Annotated in this window: 28 protein-coding genes; 26 read left to right on the top strand and 2 right to left on the bottom strand. The window is 43.6% G+C overall.

The genetic code is table 11. The features are described 5' to 3' along the window. The first annotated feature begins 74 nt into the window (after nucleotides 1–74). From ACSQ2E_RS19495 to ACSQ2E_RS19450, 10 genes are all read left to right on the top strand, one after another. Nucleotides 75–1,847 carry a M3 family oligoendopeptidase gene (locus ACSQ2E_RS19495; RefSeq protein WP_435993308.1) on the top strand — a complete coding sequence of 591 codons (1,773 nt, stop codon included), beginning with the start codon at nucleotides 75–77 and terminating at the stop codon, nucleotides 1,845–1,847. Nucleotides 1,848–1,969: 122 nt separating this feature from the next. Further along, nucleotides 1,970–2,758, top strand: a complete 789-nt coding sequence (locus tag ACSQ2E_RS19490) for a class I SAM-dependent methyltransferase (RefSeq protein ID WP_435993306.1) — start codon at nucleotides 1,970–1,972, stop codon at nucleotides 2,756–2,758. Between the two features lie 5 nt (nucleotides 2,759–2,763). Next, on the top strand, nucleotides 2,764–3,360 hold the full coding sequence (locus ACSQ2E_RS19485; RefSeq protein ID WP_435993304.1) for a GNAT family N-acetyltransferase: 597 nt from the start codon (nucleotides 2,764–2,766) through the stop codon (nucleotides 3,358–3,360). After that, the gene (locus tag ACSQ2E_RS19480; protein WP_435993302.1) at nucleotides 3,357–3,974 is read left to right on the top strand and encodes an NUDIX hydrolase; all 618 of its coding nucleotides are present in this window, start codon (nucleotides 3,357–3,359) and stop codon (nucleotides 3,972–3,974) included. Before ACSQ2E_RS19485 ends, ACSQ2E_RS19480 begins: the two co-directional genes overlap by 4 nt. Nucleotides 3,975–3,998: 24 nt before the next feature. Continuing rightward, the gene (locus ACSQ2E_RS19475; RefSeq protein WP_435993300.1) at nucleotides 3,999–4,535 is read left to right on the top strand and encodes a hypothetical protein; all 537 of its coding nucleotides are present in this window, start codon (nucleotides 3,999–4,001) and stop codon (nucleotides 4,533–4,535) included. A gap of 30 nt (nucleotides 4,536–4,565) precedes the next feature. Next, nucleotides 4,566–4,850, top strand: coding sequence for a hypothetical protein (locus tag ACSQ2E_RS19470; RefSeq protein WP_435993298.1), 285 nt, complete (start codon nucleotides 4,566–4,568; stop codon nucleotides 4,848–4,850). Further along, nucleotides 4,847–5,044, top strand: coding sequence for an HAD-IA family hydrolase (locus tag ACSQ2E_RS19465; protein WP_435993296.1), 198 nt, complete (start codon nucleotides 4,847–4,849; stop codon nucleotides 5,042–5,044). Before ACSQ2E_RS19470 ends, ACSQ2E_RS19465 begins: the two co-directional genes overlap by 4 nt. A 200-nt stretch (nucleotides 5,045–5,244) precedes the next feature. Then, the gene (locus ACSQ2E_RS19460; RefSeq protein ID WP_435993294.1) at nucleotides 5,245–5,391 is read left to right on the top strand and encodes a hypothetical protein; all 147 of its coding nucleotides are present in this window, start codon (nucleotides 5,245–5,247) and stop codon (nucleotides 5,389–5,391) included. 21 nt (nucleotides 5,392–5,412) lie between these two features. After that, nucleotides 5,413–5,949, top strand: coding sequence for a GNAT family N-acetyltransferase (locus ACSQ2E_RS19455; protein ID WP_435993293.1), 537 nt, complete (start codon nucleotides 5,413–5,415; stop codon nucleotides 5,947–5,949). A gap of 217 nt (nucleotides 5,950–6,166) precedes the next feature. Then, the gene (locus tag ACSQ2E_RS19450) at nucleotides 6,167–7,150 is read left to right on the top strand and encodes a phosphotransferase (RefSeq protein WP_435993291.1); all 984 of its coding nucleotides are present in this window, start codon (nucleotides 6,167–6,169) and stop codon (nucleotides 7,148–7,150) included. Between the two features lie 385 nt (nucleotides 7,151–7,535). Here the strand turns inward: ACSQ2E_RS19450 and ACSQ2E_RS19445 are convergent, their stop codons facing one another. Beyond that, on the bottom strand, nucleotides 7,536–7,961 hold the full coding sequence (locus tag ACSQ2E_RS19445) for a YybH family protein (protein ID WP_435993289.1): 426 nt from the start codon (nucleotides 7,959–7,961) through the stop codon (nucleotides 7,536–7,538). 155 nt (nucleotides 7,962–8,116) lie between these two features. On the opposite strand from ACSQ2E_RS19445, the gene ACSQ2E_RS19440 reads away from it, so the two are divergent. From ACSQ2E_RS19440 to ACSQ2E_RS19430, 3 genes are read left to right on the top strand one after another with little or no spacing between them, the layout of a single operon-like run. Beyond that, the gene (locus tag ACSQ2E_RS19440; protein WP_435993287.1) at nucleotides 8,117–9,040 is read left to right on the top strand and encodes an ABC transporter permease subunit; all 924 of its coding nucleotides are present in this window, start codon (nucleotides 8,117–8,119) and stop codon (nucleotides 9,038–9,040) included. After that, a complete protein-coding gene (locus tag ACSQ2E_RS19435; protein ID WP_435993285.1) occupies nucleotides 9,018–9,941 on the top strand; it encodes an ABC transporter permease subunit in 924 nt (307 codons plus the stop codon). Before ACSQ2E_RS19440 ends, ACSQ2E_RS19435 begins: the two co-directional genes overlap by 23 nt. 32 nt (nucleotides 9,942–9,973) lie before the next feature. Then, nucleotides 9,974–10,348 carry a VOC family protein gene (locus tag ACSQ2E_RS19430; protein WP_435993283.1) on the top strand — a complete coding sequence of 125 codons (375 nt, stop codon included), beginning with the start codon at nucleotides 9,974–9,976 and terminating at the stop codon, nucleotides 10,346–10,348. A 38-nt stretch (nucleotides 10,349–10,386) separates the two neighbouring features. Here ACSQ2E_RS19430 and ACSQ2E_RS19425 read toward each other — a convergent pair whose 3' ends face one another. Next, nucleotides 10,387–10,863 (bottom strand): GNAT family N-acetyltransferase, encoded by a 477-nt coding sequence (locus ACSQ2E_RS19425; RefSeq protein WP_435993281.1) that lies wholly within the window; start codon nucleotides 10,861–10,863, stop codon nucleotides 10,387–10,389. A gap of 128 nt (nucleotides 10,864–10,991) precedes the next feature. On the opposite strand from ACSQ2E_RS19425, the gene ACSQ2E_RS19420 reads away from it, so the two are divergent. The 13 genes from ACSQ2E_RS19420 (at nucleotide 10,992) to ACSQ2E_RS19360 (ending at nucleotide 19,578) form a co-directional block, all read left to right on the top strand. Further along, a complete protein-coding gene (locus tag ACSQ2E_RS19420; RefSeq protein WP_435993279.1) occupies nucleotides 10,992–11,462 on the top strand; it encodes a DinB family protein in 471 nt (156 codons plus the stop codon). A gap of 7 nt (nucleotides 11,463–11,469) precedes the next feature. Then, entirely contained in the window at nucleotides 11,470–11,691 is a 222-nt protein-coding gene (locus ACSQ2E_RS19415; protein WP_435993277.1) for a hypothetical protein, read from the top strand. Between the two features lie 20 nt (nucleotides 11,692–11,711). Further along, a complete protein-coding gene (locus ACSQ2E_RS19410) occupies nucleotides 11,712–12,347 on the top strand; it encodes a uridine kinase family protein (RefSeq protein WP_435993275.1) in 636 nt (211 codons plus the stop codon). A gap of 103 nt (nucleotides 12,348–12,450) precedes the next feature. Continuing rightward, the gene (locus ACSQ2E_RS19405) at nucleotides 12,451–12,846 is read left to right on the top strand and encodes a hypothetical protein (protein WP_435993273.1); all 396 of its coding nucleotides are present in this window, start codon (nucleotides 12,451–12,453) and stop codon (nucleotides 12,844–12,846) included. A 64-nt stretch (nucleotides 12,847–12,910) separates the two neighbouring features. Then, nucleotides 12,911–13,333: an NUDIX hydrolase gene (locus tag ACSQ2E_RS19400; protein WP_435993271.1), complete on the top strand. Its 423-nt coding sequence runs from the start codon at nucleotides 12,911–12,913 to the stop codon at nucleotides 13,331–13,333. Between the two features lie 38 nt (nucleotides 13,334–13,371). Then, the gene (locus ACSQ2E_RS19395) at nucleotides 13,372–14,187 is read left to right on the top strand and encodes a DUF2268 domain-containing putative Zn-dependent protease (protein ID WP_435993269.1); all 816 of its coding nucleotides are present in this window, start codon (nucleotides 13,372–13,374) and stop codon (nucleotides 14,185–14,187) included. A gap of 5 nt (nucleotides 14,188–14,192) precedes the next feature. After that, on the top strand, nucleotides 14,193–15,125 hold the full coding sequence (locus tag ACSQ2E_RS19390) for an aminoglycoside phosphotransferase family protein (RefSeq protein ID WP_435993267.1): 933 nt from the start codon (nucleotides 14,193–14,195) through the stop codon (nucleotides 15,123–15,125). 89 nt (nucleotides 15,126–15,214) lie between these two features. Next, the gene (locus ACSQ2E_RS19385) at nucleotides 15,215–15,529 is read left to right on the top strand and encodes a hypothetical protein (protein WP_430338804.1); all 315 of its coding nucleotides are present in this window, start codon (nucleotides 15,215–15,217) and stop codon (nucleotides 15,527–15,529) included. Between the two features lie 30 nt (nucleotides 15,530–15,559). After that, a complete protein-coding gene (locus ACSQ2E_RS19380; RefSeq protein WP_435993265.1) occupies nucleotides 15,560–16,138 on the top strand; it encodes a GNAT family N-acetyltransferase in 579 nt (192 codons plus the stop codon). Continuing rightward, a complete protein-coding gene (locus tag ACSQ2E_RS19375; RefSeq protein WP_435993263.1) occupies nucleotides 16,135–16,659 on the top strand; it encodes a 5' nucleotidase, NT5C type in 525 nt (174 codons plus the stop codon). Before ACSQ2E_RS19380 ends, ACSQ2E_RS19375 begins: the two co-directional genes overlap by 4 nt. Before the next feature lie 33 nt (nucleotides 16,660–16,692). Then, the gene (locus ACSQ2E_RS19370) at nucleotides 16,693–18,630 is read left to right on the top strand and encodes a DUF2207 domain-containing protein (protein WP_435993261.1); all 1,938 of its coding nucleotides are present in this window, start codon (nucleotides 16,693–16,695) and stop codon (nucleotides 18,628–18,630) included. A gap of 31 nt (nucleotides 18,631–18,661) precedes the next feature. Then, on the top strand, nucleotides 18,662–18,973 hold the full coding sequence (locus tag ACSQ2E_RS19365) for a hypothetical protein (protein ID WP_435993259.1): 312 nt from the start codon (nucleotides 18,662–18,664) through the stop codon (nucleotides 18,971–18,973). Next, nucleotides 18,970–19,578: a non-canonical purine NTP pyrophosphatase gene (locus ACSQ2E_RS19360; protein WP_435993257.1), complete on the top strand. Its 609-nt coding sequence runs from the start codon at nucleotides 18,970–18,972 to the stop codon at nucleotides 19,576–19,578. Before ACSQ2E_RS19365 ends, ACSQ2E_RS19360 begins: the two co-directional genes overlap by 4 nt. Nucleotides 19,579–19,629: the final 51 nt, after the last annotated feature.

The raw sequence follows: 19,629 nt of genomic DNA, 5'->3' as shown, positions 1-19,629 counted from the left end.
TCTCAGTCCCTAATCTGATGTAAAATTTTCCATTTATCTATACCATAATAATAGAGTAATAGGAGGGGATTAATGTGAATCAAGTACGTGACAAAGAGTGGAATCTGGGGAGTGTACGACCTGGAAGCCAACCGGTTAAAGATCAAATTCAGGAGATTCTTCTACATATCGAGGAAGCGCAATCTGCATTGGGGCATGGGATGAATCCCGATGAAGCGGTCGACATCACGAAACGGGTGCAGGACCTTTATACAGAGGCATTTCACATGGATGAGTATATCATCTGTCTCCAATCGATAAATGTCCTGGATGTGGAAGCGCAGGATCTAAACGCCAGGAGCACTCAGCTGCAGGCAAAAATGGACACCTTGCTCCTCGCGTATAGTCAGTGTCTTGCCCATATGGCGGACGAAGACTGGAAAGCTTTCATCGGACGCAGGGAAGTGACGGGCAGTGAGCGGTTCTTGAAGCAACAGAGACGAAAGGTGAAGGACCAGCTTGATCCCGAGATGGAGAAGCTGATTCATGCCCTTTCCGTCGACGGATTTGCCGGTTGGGAAGATCATTATGATCAGGAATACGCCCGACTGAAAGTGCCGGTAACGGATAATGGGAAGACGGAATACATTTCTTTTGATATGGCCTATATTCGCGGAATGCTCTCAAATGACCGGGAGACGAGGATGGAAATGGGTGAAGCCATCTCCAAGGTTTGCCGTGAGAACGACGACCGGTTTGCCTCGATCTTCAACCATTTTGCCGGTTTCCGAAATGAACTTTACCGGTTGAGGGGATGGACGAATCCCCTGAAGGAAATGTTTGAACAAAACCGGATTAGTGAAAGGTCCGTGAACACCATGATGGATACGCTCCATCAACACAAATCCTTGCTTCATCGTTTTTTTGAACGAAAAGCCAAACTGATTCAAATGGAAAAACTGAGCTGGTATGACATCTATGCTCCGACCTTCACATCCAAGGCGACCTTGACGTATGAGGAAGCGGCAGACATCGTGATCGGGCAGTTCCGTCGCTTCAGCGAGAAGCTCGGCCAATTTGCCCAAACGGCCTTTGAAGAAGGATGGATTGACGCGGAGCCTGGAGATTCCAAACAGCACGGTGCCTTCTGTGCCTCATTCCCGAATGCGAAGGAAAGCCGCGTCATGCTCTCATTCACGGGCAACTACAACGATGTCGTCACCATCGCTCATGAACTGGGCCATGCCTATCACAATTCCCTGCTTCATGAACAGCCCGGGTTCTCCCACAAGGTGGGTACGGGACTAGCCGAAACAGCGTCGACGTTCGCGGAAAATCTCGTCTTGGATGCGGCGATTGATATGGCGGAAACAGAAGAGGACCGTCTATCTCTATTAGAGATGAAAATCACCAACGGACTGAAATACACCACATTCATCCCGGCCAAGTTCGAGTTCGAAGCGGCCTTTTACAAAAAAAGACTGAACAGGAAGCTTTCAGCAGGAGAGATCGTTCAACTGATGGAAGAAACAGAAAGGGACTGGTTCCATGACTCCGTGGATGAAGTGTTTACCCATAACTGGATGACCATCCCCCACTTCTTCAGTACGGAGAAAGCCTTTTACAATCTGCCGTACACGATCGGCTATCTATTCAGCAACGGAGTCTATTCACTCTATCAGCAGGACAAAGAAACATTCCCTGAACGGTACGACCAGCTCCTTACTCGATCCGGGAACCATTCCATGGACGAACTGAGCATTGAATTCCTGCAGGAACAATTAGGGACGGACTTCTGGGATGCGGCTGTACGCCCATTGAAGGAAGCGGTTGAGCTGTATTTGAAAGAGACGGAAAAGTATAGTTGAGTTTTTGAAAGCAATCTCTGTCATAGGAGGTTGCTTTTTGCATATTTTTTATGAAAAATGATTGAGTTCATCCTTTCTGTTTGAAATAATTGGTAAGAAGCTTACGATGGAGGTTTACAAAAATGAATACATACGCCACAGAATTATTTAAGGGAGCAGCACCCTATTATTCCAAATACAGACCCATCTATCCATCTACTTTAATCAGATTCCTAGTAAAAGAGTTCTCATTAAACGGAGATCAGAACCTCCTGGATCTGGGTTGCGGGACGGGACAACTGACCATTCGGTTTTCAGATTGGTGTAAAAGGATTGTCGGGATCGATAGGGAACCGGAAATGATAGAAGAAGCGGAACGGCTGCACCGGGAAATGAGGACAGGCGATATTCAGTGGTTCAATGGGACGTTAGAAGAATACAACCATTCCCATCAATACCACCTTGTGACGATCGCCAAAGCCTTTCACTGGATGGACCGGGCAAAGGTGTTGGATGAATTATTTGACATCGTGACACCAGGTGGCGGGGTAGTGATCATAGACAATTACGAGCCCAATAAGACGTTGCGACCATGGCAAGAAAGATTTAATGAACTGGTCCATAAATGGTATGGAAACGAGCGGAAAGCCGGGAACTCCACCTACACCCATCCCGTCACCCCTCACGAAGATATCATTTCTCAATCTAAGTTCAACCTTGAAAAACATACCCTGCCTACATACGAAATCACCTGGACGATCGAGTCGTTGCTCGGGAACCTTTTCTCGACTTCATATGGTTCAAAGCGTTTCCTTGGATCGGATGTACCGCTATTTGAACGTGAAGTGAGAGAGGCGATGCTTGAGATGAGTGAATCTGGAGTGTTTAAAGAGGAGTCGAGGTTGTCGGTGAAGATGGGGAAGAAGGGGTGATCGTGATGGGACGAGAAAGAATGAATCACAAACTTTTCAGAATCGATTGTGGAGACATATATCTGCAGGAATTCTCCATTGAAGATGCCCACCATATACAAAGAATCTCCAACCAACCAGAAATAGCCCATTACCTGCCTGACTGGAAATCAACAGTAGAACAGAGGGTCGAGTGGTTGATCCATTATGAAATTCCGGCAAATATAGCTTTTCTTGAAGCGGCTGATAATACAGGAAACGCAGCGGATCATTTTTTGAAAATGGGGGTATTTCGAAAGGATACAGAGGAGATGATCGGGTGGTGCTGTACAGGGATGAAGGAAGGACTGCCTGCACCGAACCGGGAAATCATGTATGCCATTTCCAGTGAACATCAAGGGAAGGGCTATGCAACCAAGGCGTCTATCGGGTTGATTGACTATTTGTTTACTCATACAAATGTTGACCTCCTAAACGCCGTAGCCCTCATAGACAATGATGCATCTCTAAAAGTAATAGAGAAGTGCGGGTTTCCTTATCAAGGACAGGTAACGATTGATGAAGAACCTTATCTTCATTATCGAATGAACAAATCGGAATACGAAAGGAGTGCAAAGCGATGAGCGATAAATGGCTGGAATGGGCGAGGCGGATACAGGCATTTTCTCAATCAGGTCTGGCCTTTTCCAAGAACGTTTACGATCGGGAAAGATATGAAGAATTGAGGGCGATCAGTACGGAAATCATGCAGGAATATACCGGCTTGGAGATGACGAAGATAAAAGATTTGTTCGCGAACGAATCAGGCTATCAGACACCGAAAGTCGATGTGAGAGGAGTCGTGTTCAAAGACGATAAAGTACTGATGGTCAAAGAAAAAATCGATGACAAATGGTCGTTGCCAGGCGGATTCTGTGACATCGGCCTGTCCCCTAGTGAAAACGTGGTGAAGGAAATAAGGGAAGAATCAGGGTATGATGTCACCCCTGTAAAATTACTCGCATTGCTCGACTTGAACAAACATCCCCATCCCCCGCAGTCACACCATTACTACAAAATATTCATTCAATGCAGGTTGACCGGCGGAGAAGCCAAAAGTGGCGTCGAAACGAAGGGGATCGGTTTTTTTCAAGAAGACGATTTGCCGGTGCTTTCCGTTGGAAGAAATACAGAATCACAGATTAAGATGATGTTTGAATTTTTGAGGGATGGTGGGAAGGAAGCTGTGTATGATTGAATACCGTCAAGGATCCGGGAGTATATGAATAATAAATTTCCAAAGGTGATTGCCATAGCAGCAGTTTCAGGAGGCGGGAAAACGACAATAGCAACTGGTTTGAAAACAAAGTTGGATCAAAGTGAAGTTCTTTCTTTTGATGCGTATGACTTTGAGGGTCCAGATGACATGATAGAGTGGATTGAGAATGGTTGTACTCCTGATGAGTGGAATTTAACACCTTTGATTCGAGATATTAAAAAGTTACTGGATGAACCTCTGGACTACATCATACTAGATTTTCCATTTGCCTATTTACATAACGAAACCAGGGATTTCATTGATTATGCAGTATTTATTGACACGCCATTGGATATTGCCTTGGCCCGTAGAATAATAAGGGATTATCAAAATCGTTCTTCAAAAGAGATTCTTGCGGATTTGGAAAACTACATGCTTCGAGGGAAATCGGGCTATATTAGTATGCTAAATTCAGTAAAGCCAAATTCTGATTTGATTGTTGATGGGACTCTTCCTAAATCCAAGATTGTAAATAATATTATTGCGAATATAAAAACATAGAAAAGCTGCCAGGGAAAAGAGGTTCAGAAGTTGGAGAAAAGTAGTAGCAATATCAAATTTATCTTCTTTGACGCTGGTGGTGTCCTTTTTGATACCTTTCAAAAGGGAGATGACCGGATAAGGACCTTGCTGGCGGCAAGAGGATATCAAATAGCAGAAATAAATAAGGCTATCAGAAAAGCAAAAGAGCAGAAGTTATCATTTATCACCAAGTGGGAGGAAGAAGAGCAATACTACAAACGTTTTTATGGGGCCATTGCTGAAGAACTTGGAGAAGATGATCTTACCAATGAATTATTTTATCTGCTTTTGTGAATGCGGAAAAACCAGACGAAACCATCTATCATACAGCATTATATAAACTGGGAGCTACTGTGAATGAAAGTATTTTTATAGACGATATCATAAAGAATGTTCAAGGAGCTGAACAGGTCGGAATTAAGGGTGTACATTTAGATAGAGCAGAAAAAAATTTATTAGAAGTATTGATAGAGGAAAATATTTTATAGTATTTCTTTTTAACTGTTTTATAAGAGAGATGCAGAGTTATAGGGTGAGTAAGGGGGCTGACAGGTGGCACGCTGTATCCATTGTAATGCAAGCTTGGTTTTATATTTTCAAGAGATTAATGCTTGTGAAAAGACCTGATATGGAGTGCTCTCACTGCGGTCAGAGGCTGTATTTCACTTCACGTTCCAAGAGGATTTTGATGGGCATGACCCTGCTGATACCCGTGTTATTTGTGCTTGCGTTCATGCTTGGCTACATGGCTTTGTTCATGGTGTGGGTCATTGGGTATGTACTAGTGTTGCCATGGTTCGTGACTGTCACCGATAATGACGAGCCATTTTATTAACAGATGGAGGTTGAACGATTCATGAAACCTATTCCAACTAAATGGAAAACAAAGAGATTAATAGTAGGGGATCTCAGAAAAGAGGAGATTCACCGCGTTCAGGCTATCTATGAAAAGGGCAGCTACATCCATCAATGGGACGGCGGATCGTTGGATGAAGGGTTCGTTAAGCGTTGTTTCTTTGAGGGGGATCTGCCGCCGTGTGGAACGAAAGAAAACTTTAGGATTCAGGTGATGCGTATGAAGGAGTCCGAAGAATTAGTTGGTATGCTTGTCAGTTATCATGGTCACCCTTTCTTGGACTCCTTTTACATCAACTATCTATCGATTGATCCTGACTATCAAAAATTAGGACTGGGGCAGGAAGTGGTGGAGGAATTACTGGAAATCGCGAAACACCACGAATTCAAGGAAGTTCGTGCCAATGTCGCTTTGAAGAACTGGGGAGCCATTCGTTTCTGGACAAAGCTTGGACTGGATACGATCAATGGAATCTATGGAGATTCTGAGTATGGAGAAGGTCGCTTTGCCGATATGGAGTTAGTGAAAAGATTTTAACGAAGGGGTTTTACATAAACGATGAAAAAAGCACTCGGAATAGTATTGATACTTAGTTGGATCACGTTGTTTTTTTACTATTTTAATATAATCATGCCGAAAAATATATTTTACTGGTTAGTCGCGCTTCCGGCTGTTTATTTTTCGTCGGCATTTGTTTTAAGGAAATGTGGAATTGAAATATGATGATTCTACTGCTGAAAGGGAGTGAACACTTATGGATCAATTGAGAGAACTTTGCCGCCAAACCCATCTCGGCGAATGGATAACAGAGCCCGTTAAAGTGTCGGGTGGCCTCTTACATACCATGTATGCAGTGGAAACTACTACAGGAAAATATGCCGTCAAAGCATTGAACCCTTCCATTATGAAAAGACCGGAAGCCCTTGGTAATTACGTCCGTTCAGAACAGGTAGCCCGACTCGTATCCGAGAATGTGCCGGCTCTTCCGGCAAAGACGTTCGATGGGGATGCGATTCAGAAAGTGCGGGACCAATGGTTTCTGGTGTTTGAATGGGTAGAAGGCAGAAGTGTAAAACAGGATGAAATCGGCATTAAACATTGTAAATTGATAGGGTCACTTCTGGCAGACATTCATGATACAGATTTTCAAGAGCTGGGAATAGTACCGGAAGAAACAGAGGTCCGTCCCTCGATTGATTGGAATGCCTATCTACAGAAAGGTCAGGATATGAAAGCAGATTGGATGAAGTCCTTCGAAGATATCATTGAGAATCTGTATGAGTGGGATGCAGGGGCCAGTGAAGCTGAGTCAAGGCTGGGAAGCGATATGGTGATGAGTCATCGGGATTTAGATCCGAAGAATGTGATGTGGGTACAGGAGGAACCGGTCGTAATTGATTGGGAGTCGGCGGGCTTTATCCATCCGATGCAAGATCTGATTGAGACTGCCTTGTACTGGTCCGGTACGACCAATCAAGACCGGTTTTCATCGTTTATTAGTGGGTACAAAGGTGAAAACGGGCCCATTACCGCAGACTGGGAAGCGGTGCTTGCAAACGGGTTCTCTGGAAAATTGGGTTGGTTGGGATATAACTTGAAAAGGTCATTGTGGTTGGAATGTACGGATGAAGAAGAGCAGCGGTTGGGGACGAGGCAGGTAATCGAAACGATAGGGGAACTTAGGGAATACGCGTGTCATATGCCCCAAATACTGAGATGGATCCAGGAAATAAAATAGGCGGGGGATGAATAAGTGAAAAGATAAGTGGCTTTGTTGCAATGGCAATGGGACTGCTGCTACTCATTTTGTTAGGGGTGAACTTCACTTCATTTGATGTAAATCAAGGCTCCTTTATCCAATCGCAGTTCGGGATAACGGAGCCGGTTGGAACGGTTGCTGGTCTTTTCCTGGTTGTTTTATTGATAGGATCAGCTTTTCGTTTAATCTGGCACCTACCTCTGAAACAAATAATCTTCATTGGTTTGCTTTCAATGATCGTAGTGTCACTGTTACCATTCATCCTTATCCTATTACATGCTGGGGAGCTTTAGATCCATAGACTGGGGAAGTTTTAACATTTTGTTGAATGTACATGTCGTCCTCCAAGTCTGTCTAATGATTCCTACCTGAGCCCAAACATCCCTTTCCCATCCTCCATACTGATCGGCAATGAAGAATGTTCGTGAGTGATCAGCCATGTATCCTTTACTTTTTCCATACAGAATGTAAAGCGGTTCGTCATCTGGCGAAGTTTCTCCCCGGATTCTTCTTTGTGGGCAGCGAATGTTACGGCACAGTGGGCAAAAGCGAGACTGGTATTTTCCTCCATCACCACGTCTTGAAAGTCGACTTTCAGAATTTCTCCATCAGCCTTTAACCCGATGAACCATTCCGTCACATTCTCCTGCCATGAAGCGAGTCCGATACACTCCCATTTCCCCCAGCAGTCATAGATATGGACAGCGGGATCATAGATGGATAGGAAGCCTTCAATATCTCTTTCGTGAATCGCATCTTTGTATTGTTCAAGCACGTCTTGGACGTTCATTGTCTCATCTCCTTTGGTTTCATCATTAACTATTTCAAGACGGTTAGGGGAATTCCCTCCTTTGATTTTTCGGAAAGAGGTTGTCATCACCTTAAACTTTGTATTAACATGATAATAAATTGGATTTGTTTTCCATAAGTGTCAGGGGGGATTGAATGGTGCATAAATTCGCTCGTTTTTTGATTGTTTTAGTAGCCATTACATTAAGCGTCATCTGTATTTGCCATATTCCAGCACTTCTGTTTAAAGACATTCCGCCACCGGCTGATCAACCTTTTGCGATGGTAACAAAAGAATTAGGTTTTTTTCCTGGGAACTACTTCATTGAATTAAAGAAAACGTTTAGTGAGCTGTTGCACTTTAAGGAGATAAGCTATGTGGCACAGGGGACCAATGTCGAGAGGACGATTTTTCCATACATACTGGAATCCTATGTCTATTCACTTCTTCTGCTTTTTGTCTCACTCTTCATTGCCTTAGTATTCGCTGTTATTTTTACGACGGGTACGTTTTATTTACCCCGAAAGATGCAGGAAGCAGTAAAAACCATCCTTACGGTTCTAGAGGCGCTACCCGATGTATTTGTGATTTTCTCCTTGCAGTTGGGGGCCATTTGGGTATTTAAACATACGAATCTACTTGTGACAGAGCCCTATTCATTATCCGGACAAAAGATCTATTTTCTGCCGATACTCACGCTATCCTTGATTCCCATGATTTATCTCTATAAAAATACGATTTTGATGTATGAGAATGAACTCGGTAAACCTTATGTCGAGCTTGGGGTGGCAAAGGGGATGGGGAAGCTGTACATCTTGATCCGACATGTTTTCCCCAACGTGCTTTATTCATTTTTTTATAACTTGAAATACATGTATCTACTGCTTCTATCCAACATGATCATCCTCGAATACATGTATAACATCTACGGCATTTTACAATTCATGACTAATCATCCGAGCTACGAAATCATATCGGCCGGCTTGATCTTACTCACACTCCCTTTGTCGATCGTCTTTTTCTTGATTCAATCATTTCTGCCGAAAGGAGTGATGTATGATGATCAGAAGGCTATGTAAGCATGGAAGCCTTATAGCGGGTCTTGTGTTACTGGTCCTCCTGTTAGGGACAAGCTATGTGAATACTCACTTCTTTAAAGAAGATATAGGGAAGATTTCGCAAGAAGATTACAATAACAAAAAGCCTGCCCCTCCCACATGGGAACATCCTTTTGGCACTTCGACCGGAGGGATGGATATGTTTGACGCAACTTTAGGTCAAACTATGACGACTCTGAAGTTTGCCCTTGTTGTGACAGGTGGGAGAATGCTTATTTCCCTGGTATTGGGACTTCTTTACGGACTCCTTTATCGATGGCTGAAATGGTTGGATGTTTTCATAGAAGGGTTTCATTTTGTCCCGACTACGCTTCTCGCCTTTCTATTACTCTACAGTATGAGATTAATGGATTTTAATCTATTTATGGATTATCCTGACTTCAGGTGGACCATGACCACGTGGATCTTGATCGGAGTCGGTATCCCTTCATTATCCCAGCTGATCGGAAAAGAAACCTTTCTGGCCATGCAACAGGAATTCATCCAGGGTGCCCGGGTGCTGGGAGGCAGACATCTTCACATTCTTGTAAAGCATGTCCTCCCGAGTGTGAGAGGGAAGTTCCTGTTGATGGTCAGCGGTCAAATGATTGCTGTGCTGACACTGATGATGCACGTGTCGATCCTTGGTTTTTATATTCCTGGATGGACGGCATTCATCGGAAGCAACTACTATGAATTGATGCTGTCTCCATGGATTGTTTTCTTCCCGGTCCTCATGCTGACCCTTCTGATTGTGTCACTGACCCTGGTGACAAACGGCATTCGTTCCCTTATGGATGGGGATTACCTAAGAAGAAGATCTACGATTCTTTCAGGTGGTAGAGGTGTGCAAAGGAATTCGTCTAAAGGCATTTCTTATTAATTCTACAAAAACACTAAAGGAGAGTGAGTTCAATGAAAAGTCCGATTTTAAATCAAATCAATACGGTGTTCGTCCATGTTAGCAATCTGAAGGAATCCGTCCGATGGTACTCCGAGTTACTGGGTCAGGTGTATAATCTCGAGCAGGTGGAAGAGCCCGTCTATAACCTGGCCATCAATCATTTTACCGGATTGACCCTGGATGCAGGGCCAGCGGGTGTCATGAAAGAAGCTAATCAGAGTAAACATCCTCTTTTTAATTTTCACACTGAAAATATTGAAGAAGCCTATTCGTACGTGGAACGGTTGAAGTATGAGGTTGTCTCGGAGATCACAAGATTTGATGATTTTTCCTTTTTCGTCATTCAGGATCCCGATGGAAATCGGGTGATGATCTGTACGGGATAATGAAACAGGAATGCCCAGGCTAAAGGGCATTCCTGTTTTTATATTTTCAAATGAAGAACATGCTGAGGTCCTTTAGGCCCCACATATACTTCGTCATCGTCAGTGAAGCCAGTCTTCAGGTAGAGACTGATGGCTGCCTGGTTCCGTTTGTTGACGCCGAGGACCACTTCATCCGTATCGGGAAGATGTTCCCTGATGAAGTTTGGCAGTTGGTTAAGCCCTTCCTTGGCGATGCCTTGTCCCTGGTGTCTTACATCGATAGAAAAAGAGGTTAAGAGTCTTGCTTTAGGGTTAGTCGAATATTTACGAAGCTTATCCCCGTTCTCCAACGCGAAATAACCGACAGGTGCGTCATCACTCAGTATCACTATGTGACGAGTGTCTTTGGAGATGGTGGGATTATGGATTTTATCGAGGGGCAGGCTCGTGAATTGGCGCTGGTCCTCAGGGAGGTGAAAATCGCTCAGGTTACGTTCGTATGATTGTTTATACAGTGCTAAAGTGATGGTTGGCATGAATATGATCCTCCGATTCAGTAGTATGAACAAAGTATAGTTTATTTTGAATTTTAGGACAAATAAAATTTGGAAGATAGTAGAAAATAAGGTAAAATTAGAACATACGTTTGTTAGGGGGTTATTAGATGAATGCAATTCAATTAATCACACTCAATTTGGAAGAAGTAAGACGGAGAAGCGTAAAGCTTTGGTCGGGCATTCCAAAGGACTTTTTACACTGGAAGCCAGATGGTGAGGCCATGTCTTGTATCGAGATGGTTCGTCATGTGTTGGAAAGTGAACATTATTATCACTTGGCGTTAATCAATGGAGGGAGTTTAAGTGAATTCGAATCACCCTTTGCAGGTAAGCCGTACATTTCAGTGGAAAACGAGTTGGAGCTTGCCGAGCCGTTCAGAAAAAGTTTTCTGGAGTATGTTTCGGAATTGAACGAAGAGTCTTTATCTGCAGTTAAGATTGATCGTTCCGATGTAGGATATGTGAGAGAAATGGGCGATATGCTGATGAGAATCGCTTATCACGAATCCGTTCACGCCGGTCAGTTATTGGATTATTTGCGAACAGGTGGGATTACGAGGGCGAATCTCTGGGATTAGGGGAAGTATGTCGGCAGAAGAACTCGTCATGAAGCAGGGTCACAATGAAGAAGCTTCAGCTACTCATAGCGCTTCCCTCGATTTCTTCGTTTATCTATCGTTGCTCGGCGTCTCCCTGGCCTTGATGATCAAACAATTCAGGATGCGTGGGCAGATGTATGAAATGAGGCATCCGGACGGTGTGGGTGAAGACGATACTGAGATCGATATCAGCGGAGAAGACTATTAGTTGAGAGAAGGAGTAAAACCATGGATAAAATCTTACATACCATAGCAGATCGCTTGACGAAGCAGGAAGGAAAAATGGTTATTGGCATCTCAGGGCACGGTGCTTCGGGTAAAACGACATTTGCGAAGAAACTGCTGAAGCTGCTAGGAGAAGCCAATTATATCAACACCGATCCGTATATCGTGAGTTCGGCTGTCAGGAGGCACTCCTTTATAGAATATGAATACAGAAATGAAAAGCATCAGTCCAAAATGACCGCATGTCATCCGGACGCTCATCATTTATTCGCCCTTGACCGGGACATCCGGATGGTGAGGGAGGGAATGGATTTCTATACGTTGGACGTACCCTATGATCCAAGCCGGCTCATCTCTTCCCACAACAACCTGACGATTGTAGAAGGGATGTCCGTCGCGTTCAGCAAACCGGATTTATACGATCTGAAAATCTATTTCTACACAGATGGGGAGACAGAGCTCATGAGAAGGGGCATCCGTGATGTGAACGAAAGAGGGATGGAAGTAGGATATTTGCGGAAAACCCATGACGAGCGGAGGGTTCAATATGAAGTATTTATGCATCCGAAGAGTGAACTCTTTGATGTGGTGGTGAGGAATTCGGATGAGGGGTATTGGGTGGAGAAGAATTTGGTCTAAAGAAGAATGATTTAAAAATGAAATAGTAATTGAGTATAATGGTTTATTTTGACATAATTGGTAGTGATGGAATATACGATTAAACGATGGGGTGGCGGAAGAGTTGAAGAGACCTTTAGGTGTATCCCTTATAGGATATTTCTATATTTTTGGAGCAGTGGTGTTATTATTCACCGCCATTTTTTATCAGGCTGATGCTGACGCCATCAGCATTTCGGAACGCTTTGGTGTATCGATCCTGCCTGAAAGGATGATGAGAATCGTCTTGGCACTGTTTTCTCTATTGATGGTGTATGGGTACATGAAGTTGAAAAGATGGGGATTCTGGTTATTCGTCTCGTATTCAGTGCTGTTTGGTCTGATCAGTTCGGTTATCGCAACGAACCAGCCTCAGCAACCTTTCATAGGGAATGTTGTTTTTTCGGTGATTGTCTTGATCTATACGGTTTATGTGAAAGGGGCATTTTTCACGACTGTTGAAAGAGGTCAGCCTATATAAAACAATAAGTATTGGGAGTTTATCGTGAAAGGTAAGCTCCTTTTAAAATGAAGGGGGAAGCATTATGACACAACAAACATATACACCGCCAAAACATATCGTTTCAGCGGCTACGATTGTTATTAATGAAAACCGGGAGATCTTATTAATAAAGGGACCAAGACGTGGTTGGGAAATGCCCGGCGGTCAGGTGGAAGAAGGAGAGTCGTTAAAGGATGCGGCGATCAGGGAGACGAAAGAGGAGACAGGCATTGATATAGAGGTGTTGGCTTTTTGCGGGGTATTTCAGAATGTGAAACGGTCCATCTGTAATACCCTATTTCTCGCAAAGCCCGTTGGAGGAGTGCCAACTACTTCACCTGAGAGTCTGGAGGTAGCATTTTTCCCGATCCATGAGGCGCTCAAAATGGTGACGCATTCAAATTTCAGAGAGCGGATTGAGTACTGTTTGGATGAGGGGCAGCATCCGTTTTTTGTGGAATTTTAGAAAACGTCGGATATTACCTAAAGTAAGGGGAACTTAAAGTGAGTTCAGTTGAAAAAATATCAATGTTAACTCAGATGCAACGATTCCTTGACCAAATAAACGTAGATGTGACAAGAGATAGAGAAAAGCTATTCCTGGAAACGTTCCAACTTCAAAAAGATGAACTTGATACCAGATTATTTTTCGGAATGTTTGATCTTCATTCAGATGCGGATTTTTTACAGCGGCAATTAAATAGAATAAGTCTATGTGATTATGAGTCTTATATTCAAAACGAATTGACAAGTTTACAAGCAACATATCCGTCAGGAAAACCAATTCAATTTGAGTTGTTGATCTTAGACCAGCATGATGAGTTTGTGAAAAAAAAGCTTGGCGGGGTTTCTGCCTTTACCGAATGGGACGGTCATATGTGTTTTATCGTGGAAGCCGATGAAGGTGTGAGAGACACATTGAAGTCGGTGATTTTTCACGAGTACCATCATCACTGGAGAATGAGTAAACTCAATATGACAGAAGGAAATGAGACGCTGCTGGACCGATTGGTTTTAGAAGGATTGGCAGAGCATTTTGTAAGGATTGAATTGGGTGATGCTTTCCTGGGTCCTTATAAAAGTGTGCTCTCAGAAAAGGAAGCACAACAACTGTGGGACACAACGTTTAGGCATCATATCCATGATAGAGGGAACATAACAGGTTCCTACATGTTTGGGGATAAAGAAATGCAACTCCCTTTTTGGGGAGGATATTCATTAGGCTATCACCTGATTGAGTGGTATATGAATGATAATAGTGAATGGACAATAGAGGGGCTTACAGAGCTGCCTTCAAAGACATTCATAGTAGAGAGGTGACAAAAATGAATAAAGACACCATGAAATCTAACCTCTTTGCCAGGTTCAGTATTTCCGGTGCCGATTTTCTTGGTTCCGGTATGGAAGCGGAAGTATATGCTTTAAATGATGAAAAAGTGTTGAAAGTATATAATGATTTGTCCGATGCAGCGAAGCAAAAGAGGCTAAGAGATTTCTATTCCGGACTAAAGGCGGATCACCTGAGCTATGAGCTTCCCTATATTCACGAAATCTTAGTAGAGAATGGAACGTTAGTGACGATTGAAAAGAGGATACAGGGAAGCGATATGCAAAACAGGCTTGCGGGGATGACCCATGACGAGCAGACAAACATGATGAAAACGTATCTTCAGGCAAGTGTGGAACTGCAATCCCTTCAAGGAAGCTCAACGATGGAAGGATTCCAACTATTTCATGACCACCGTTTGTCATTAGGCAGGATGGATAATTGGTATGATCTATTAAGTGAAACGATAAAGCTGAAGCAGTCTGAGTTGAAACCTTATTTTGAGAGGGATGTCCGGGATTATGAGGGAAAGCTTACTCTCATTATGGAAAGACTGGCAGCGGGATATGAAGGGGATTATTCCATCATCCATGGAGACTTCTACCCTGGGAATATCTTAATCAATGAAAAACATGAGGTAACAGGGCTGATTGATTTTGGAATGCTGACCATGTATGGGGATTATTTGTTTGATGTGGCGATCGGATGGGTGTGCCTGGACATGTATAATCAGCTGAATGCCAATCTTCGCGAAAGATATCTGGAAATCATTGTTTCCACCTTGGGAGAAGGGATACGGAGAGAGTTATATTTCTATGTCTTACTCTACAGTTTGATGACCGCGAATCTTTATTCTCCAACGTGTGAGGATGGCCATTATCAGTGGTGTGTGGAGAATTTGAATCGTGAAGAGTATTGGGAAGTTATCTAATCCACTAGTCAGTGACTTCGTTTTGACTGGAATTTGAAACTTTTTACAATCCCCGAACGTAAGTATAAATAATACAAGGGGGAATTGACATGAAAAAATTCTTCACAAGAACATCTTTAGTGACGGCCGTGATCCTTGCCGTTGCGATTTGGATCGGAAGTCTTCTGTTCTCATTTTCTTTCGGCGAATGGAGCTTTTTCATCGGTCTTGGATTAACAGTGGGACTTTTCTTTTTTAATAGCAGTGGCGGTGCGTTATCCAAAAACGCTACGCTTGGAGCAAGTCAGGCAGGGTGGAAGATTCAGAAGGATAATGAGCTGAAATCCAATGTAGGTTCCGTGTTTTATGGTGTCCTATTGTTTACGGTTATTAGTTTTGTTGTGATGATGGTGACTTATTTTTAACGAGCGTCTATATGGGATTGGAGTGAAGGCATGTTTCGATTTATCGGTACACCTGCATTAGAAACTGATCGACTGAATCTTCGAAGGATGTGTATGGACGATACGCAGAGAGCCTTTGATCGATGGTTATCTGATGAACGGATTTCCGATCAACGTGTTAGTCCGGCGCACAAGACCATTGCTGAAACACATAAGCGAATGGAGAAGACTGTGGATGGGTACATTGCAAAAGAGTTTTGTCACTGGGGAATCGAACTCAAGGATTCCCCTGGCTTGATCGGAGAGATTGATTTATATGATTTTGATTCATCTACAGGAAATTGTGAGGTCAGTTATTCCATTGGATATGATTGGTGGAATAAGGGGTATGGGACCGAGGCGTTGAAAGCCGTGGTGGAATTTGCTTTTATCCACATGAATGTACACAAATTATCCGCCGCCCATAATACGGATAATCCCGCTTCAGGCAGGATCATGGAAAAAGCCGGAATGAAGCAGGAAGGCGTCATCTGGCATATGATCCGCAATGCTAAGGATCAATATAAGGATTGTGCGGTGTATGGGCTTCTGCGTGAAGAATATCTTCTCCAGAGGGAAGGGGACGTATGAAAAGGATAGCCATTGATATGGATGAAGTAATCGCTGATTTACATAAAAAGCACCTGAATATATTTAATGAGAAATATAACGAGAGTTTGACTCCAGAGGACTTATTGGGGACAAGACTTTGGAAGATCCGTCCCCATGATGCCGATGACATCCTTTCGCATATTGATGACCCGACTTTCTTTAGGGATTTAGAAGTAATGGAAGGGAGTCAGGAAGTGATCAAAGAGCTGAGTGAATTCTATGACATTTACATCACGACTGCGGCAATGGAGCATCCTACTTCTTTTACGGCAAAATACGAATGGTTAAAAGAACATTTCCCGTTTCTATCAGACTTACAATTTGTTTTCTGCGGTAACAAAAGCATTATTCATGCAGACTATTTGATAGACGACAGCCCAAGGCATTTTAAAGACTTTAAGGGAGAGGGGATATTATTTTCAGCTCCTCATAACCGGTATGAGTCGGGATATGTACGCGTGGAGAATTGGAATGAAGTAAGAAGGTTCTTTTTATCATAAGTCCTGATTTTTTAATGAAGAGGAGTAAAGCGTATGTTCAAGAAATTAGCCATCCTATTTATCCTGCTCTTCTCCTTTGGACAGACGGCTTATGCGAAGTCCTATAGTATTGATGAAGTACAAATCCGTGCGTGGATCCAGCCGAATGGGAATCTGCTGGTCAATGAATTGTTCACGTACACGTTCGATGGAAAGTACAAGAGTGTCAGAAGGGCCATCCATGGGGATCACCATGAGGGAGTGCAGTGGTTTAAAGCCTCTGAACTGATCAATGATGAGGCTGAGCTTGGCTTCATCGAGGACGGGGATCTCCGTCAGCTTGATGTGAAACGGGAGGATGGCACGTATCGTTCACCATTCCCCGTGGAGGACGCCACGAAGACCATTTTATTTGCGTATGAGTTGAAGGGTGCCGTGAAATCGTATGATTCATATAGCGATGTGACGGTTCCTTTTTTCGGAACGGATAGCAATCATGATATTGATTTACATAATGTAACGATTGATTTTGTTTTTCCTGAAAAACTCGACCCGGCAGAGTATCACGCTTTCTTTCACGGTCCAAAGGGAAAGGTGGAAGAGGAGGGGCCAGAGGTGGTGCGCTTTACCACCCCTGTTTCCGATATGTATTCCTTAACGGAAACCCGTGTGCTTTTCCCTTCTTCAGTTATGAGTGAGCAGGAAAAGATCGCGGCTCCAAAATCGTTGGAAGCTGCCATCCAGGAAGAAGAAGACCGTGCGGCCCTTGTCGCTCACAGGGAAGCTCAAATGAAAACATACAATAAAGTGCTGGGTGGGCTCGCACTCACCCTAGGTGCCGTTTTATTCATCATGATGCTTGGATTCATGCTTGGCCGAATAAGAGGCAGTGGGCGAACGAGGGATGTACAGGAGTCGGATCCCCTTCTTTTATATATGGTCCATAGGCGGGGGAAGTTCACCCATGGAGCATTGATGGCAGGATTATACTCCCTTGTGGAAAGAGGGAAGGCAACGGTCCACAGACAGAAAACGACGACCCGTTTTCTCAGCGATGCCCGGTCACCGGATGAAACCTTGTTCTTTACCTTAACCTCTGAAAGTCACTTATCGACGATGGAAGAAAAGCTGGTGTCCTGGATTTTTAAAAGAAGAGGAAAGAACGGTTCCGCATCCTTTGCTATGACCGATCTTGCTGGGGCGACAAAGAGTGAGAAAGATCTCAGCCGCCATGTGAAAAAGTATCATACGAAGGTCAAGACACTGAAGGAACAGGAAAGAGAGTGGTTTGCAGAAGTGTTGAAAGAAGCGAAGGAAGCGGGACTCCTCCATGATCGCTGGTTCCACTTCATTACGAAACTTACCCCTCTATCCGTTGTAGTCGGAACTTTATGTGCATATTATTTTGACATGCAATCGATGTTTGCCATGTGGTTTTATGGAATTATTGGTTGTGGGTCCATTGTTTTATTATGGTGGAAGAATGAAAAGAAGTGGCCGGTACTCGTTTTTGGTGTTATTTCATTTTTTGCGGTTGCTCAACTCAAGGATGAAACCGCCATTTTTCTCCTGCTTTTATGCCTTTTCATAACTTTATTTCTCTTATTCTTCGTCCCACGCCATACGTTATCAGGACCGGCACTTGATGTAAAAGAGGGCATCCGCCGATTCCGAAAACATGTGAAGAGAGAAGGGTACCCTAAGGGGACTAGCGAGGAAATAGATGTGTGGATGATCCGGACCCTTTTGTTTGAACGAAAGAGGAAACTGAAAAGAATATCGGGTGCAGGTATGGAAGACAGTACATTGTTTTCAGCAGCACCCCTTACAGCCCTTATCCTATCGGGCCAGAATCCTCACGAGTTTCTGACGAATTCATGGAAGTGGAGCGGTCCTCCTCCGAGCGCATCATCGGGTTCGTCTGATGGTGGATATTCCAGTGGTGGAGGCGGCTTTGATGGCGGAGGCGGTGGAGGTGCCGGTGCGGATTGATCAATAGAGGATTACGAAAGGGGAAACGCCCATGTCAAAGGATAACTTGACTCTTGTCATCATCCTGGGTATTTTGTCAACGATAGTGGGTTTTATCATGTTTTTCTTTAATGTTTATTTTGGGACTGCCACTGCGAAGGCACAGTTATTCAATAATGGAAGCGACGCTCTAAATTATAACGTTATTTTAAAAGGCTATATCAATACCTATTTGGTGGGAGGAAGCATCTTATTTGTGATGGGCGCGTTAGCTATTGTCTTAGGGTATCATCAGCTTCAATTGAAAAAAGTCAGCGACTCACAGCTGGATGAAAGCATTCAGGATCGGGAGGAGGAAATGTGATAACAACGAAAGAGAAAACCATGAAAGAAATCATCTTAGTCACCACTAACAAAGGGAAAATTGCTTCTGCCCAAAAGGAGTTGGCGAACATAAAGGTGTTGCCGATCGAGGCAGAATTAAGTGAACCGAGAAGTGATGACATCAAGGAAATCGCAAAACAAAAAGTGTTGCAGGCATACTCCATCGTGAAAAAGCCATGCATAGCGCTGGATTCCGGCTTTTTCATCTCGGCATTGAATGGTTTCCCGAGGGCATATGTGAATCATATGCTGGACACGATCGGCATCGAGGGAATTTTAAAGTTGATGCATGGGGAGGAGAACAGAGCATGTGAATTCAGGTCCTGTCTGGCTTACTATGACGGGGAGGAAATGAGATTCTTTGAGAGTGAATCTCCGGGTGTCATCTCAGAAAAAATAAGGGGATCCGAGAATGTGAATAGCTGGTCCGATCTTTGGTATATCTTTATTCCGCGCCATTTTCATAAAACGATGGCTGAATTTGATGAAGGTGATTTTATCGAATACAACCGGGTGAAAGAGGATTCGGGGATGAAGAAGTTTGGGGAATGGTATTCGGGATACGGAGGCGGACAGTTGGTGTAATGACATAAAAGCTCCCGGCAACACTGTATCTGCCGGGAGCTTTCTATTTTC

It is taken from the genome of Rossellomorea sp. LjRoot5 (genome assembly GCF_964253455.1).
In the GTDB taxonomy this organism is placed as follows: domain Bacteria; phylum Bacillota; class Bacilli; order Bacillales; family Bacillaceae_B; genus Rossellomorea.
This window is presented reverse-complemented; position numbering and strand designations above follow the sequence as displayed.

Bases quoted from the DNA above. Each gene is read 5' to 3' on its own strand.
- ACSQ2E_RS19490 (WP_435993306.1), top strand. From the start codon at position 1,970: ATGAATACATACGCCACAGAATTATTTAAGGGAGCAGCACCCTATTAT.
- ACSQ2E_RS19485 (WP_435993304.1), top strand. From the start codon at position 2,764: ATGGGACGAGAAAGAATGAATCACAAACTTTTCAGAATCGATTGTGGA.
- ACSQ2E_RS19480 (WP_435993302.1), top strand. From the start codon at position 3,357: ATGAGCGATAAATGGCTGGAATGGGCGAGGCGGATACAGGCATTTTCT.
- ACSQ2E_RS19475 (WP_435993300.1), top strand. From the start codon at position 3,999: ATGAATAATAAATTTCCAAAGGTGATTGCCATAGCAGCAGTTTCAGGA.
- ACSQ2E_RS19460 (WP_435993294.1), top strand. From the start codon at position 5,245: ATGGGCATGACCCTGCTGATACCCGTGTTATTTGTGCTTGCGTTCATG.
- ACSQ2E_RS19455 (WP_435993293.1), top strand. From the start codon at position 5,413: ATGAAACCTATTCCAACTAAATGGAAAACAAAGAGATTAATAGTAGGG.
- ACSQ2E_RS19450 (WP_435993291.1), top strand. From the start codon at position 6,167: ATGGATCAATTGAGAGAACTTTGCCGCCAAACCCATCTCGGCGAATGG.
- ACSQ2E_RS19445 (WP_435993289.1), bottom strand. From the start codon at position 7,961: ATGAACGTCCAAGACGTGCTTGAACAATACAAAGATGCGATTCACGAA.
- ACSQ2E_RS19440 (WP_435993287.1), top strand. From the start codon at position 8,117: ATGGTGCATAAATTCGCTCGTTTTTTGATTGTTTTAGTAGCCATTACA.
- ACSQ2E_RS19435 (WP_435993285.1), top strand. From the start codon at position 9,018: ATGATGATCAGAAGGCTATGTAAGCATGGAAGCCTTATAGCGGGTCTT.
- ACSQ2E_RS19430 (WP_435993283.1), top strand. From the start codon at position 9,974: ATGAAAAGTCCGATTTTAAATCAAATCAATACGGTGTTCGTCCATGTT.
- ACSQ2E_RS19425 (WP_435993281.1), bottom strand. From the start codon at position 10,863: ATGCCAACCATCACTTTAGCACTGTATAAACAATCATACGAACGTAAC.
- ACSQ2E_RS19420 (WP_435993279.1), top strand. From the start codon at position 10,992: ATGAATGCAATTCAATTAATCACACTCAATTTGGAAGAAGTAAGACGG.
- ACSQ2E_RS19415 (WP_435993277.1), top strand. From the start codon at position 11,470: ATGTCGGCAGAAGAACTCGTCATGAAGCAGGGTCACAATGAAGAAGCT.
- ACSQ2E_RS19410 (WP_435993275.1), top strand. From the start codon at position 11,712: ATGGATAAAATCTTACATACCATAGCAGATCGCTTGACGAAGCAGGAA.
- ACSQ2E_RS19400 (WP_435993271.1), top strand. From the start codon at position 12,911: ATGACACAACAAACATATACACCGCCAAAACATATCGTTTCAGCGGCT.
- ACSQ2E_RS19390 (WP_435993267.1), top strand. From the start codon at position 14,193: ATGAATAAAGACACCATGAAATCTAACCTCTTTGCCAGGTTCAGTATT.
- ACSQ2E_RS19385 (WP_430338804.1), top strand. From the start codon at position 15,215: ATGAAAAAATTCTTCACAAGAACATCTTTAGTGACGGCCGTGATCCTT.
- ACSQ2E_RS19380 (WP_435993265.1), top strand. From the start codon at position 15,560: ATGTTTCGATTTATCGGTACACCTGCATTAGAAACTGATCGACTGAAT.
- ACSQ2E_RS19375 (WP_435993263.1), top strand. From the start codon at position 16,135: ATGAAAAGGATAGCCATTGATATGGATGAAGTAATCGCTGATTTACAT.
- ACSQ2E_RS19370 (WP_435993261.1), top strand. From the start codon at position 16,693: ATGTTCAAGAAATTAGCCATCCTATTTATCCTGCTCTTCTCCTTTGGA.
- ACSQ2E_RS19365 (WP_435993259.1), top strand. From the start codon at position 18,662: ATGTCAAAGGATAACTTGACTCTTGTCATCATCCTGGGTATTTTGTCA.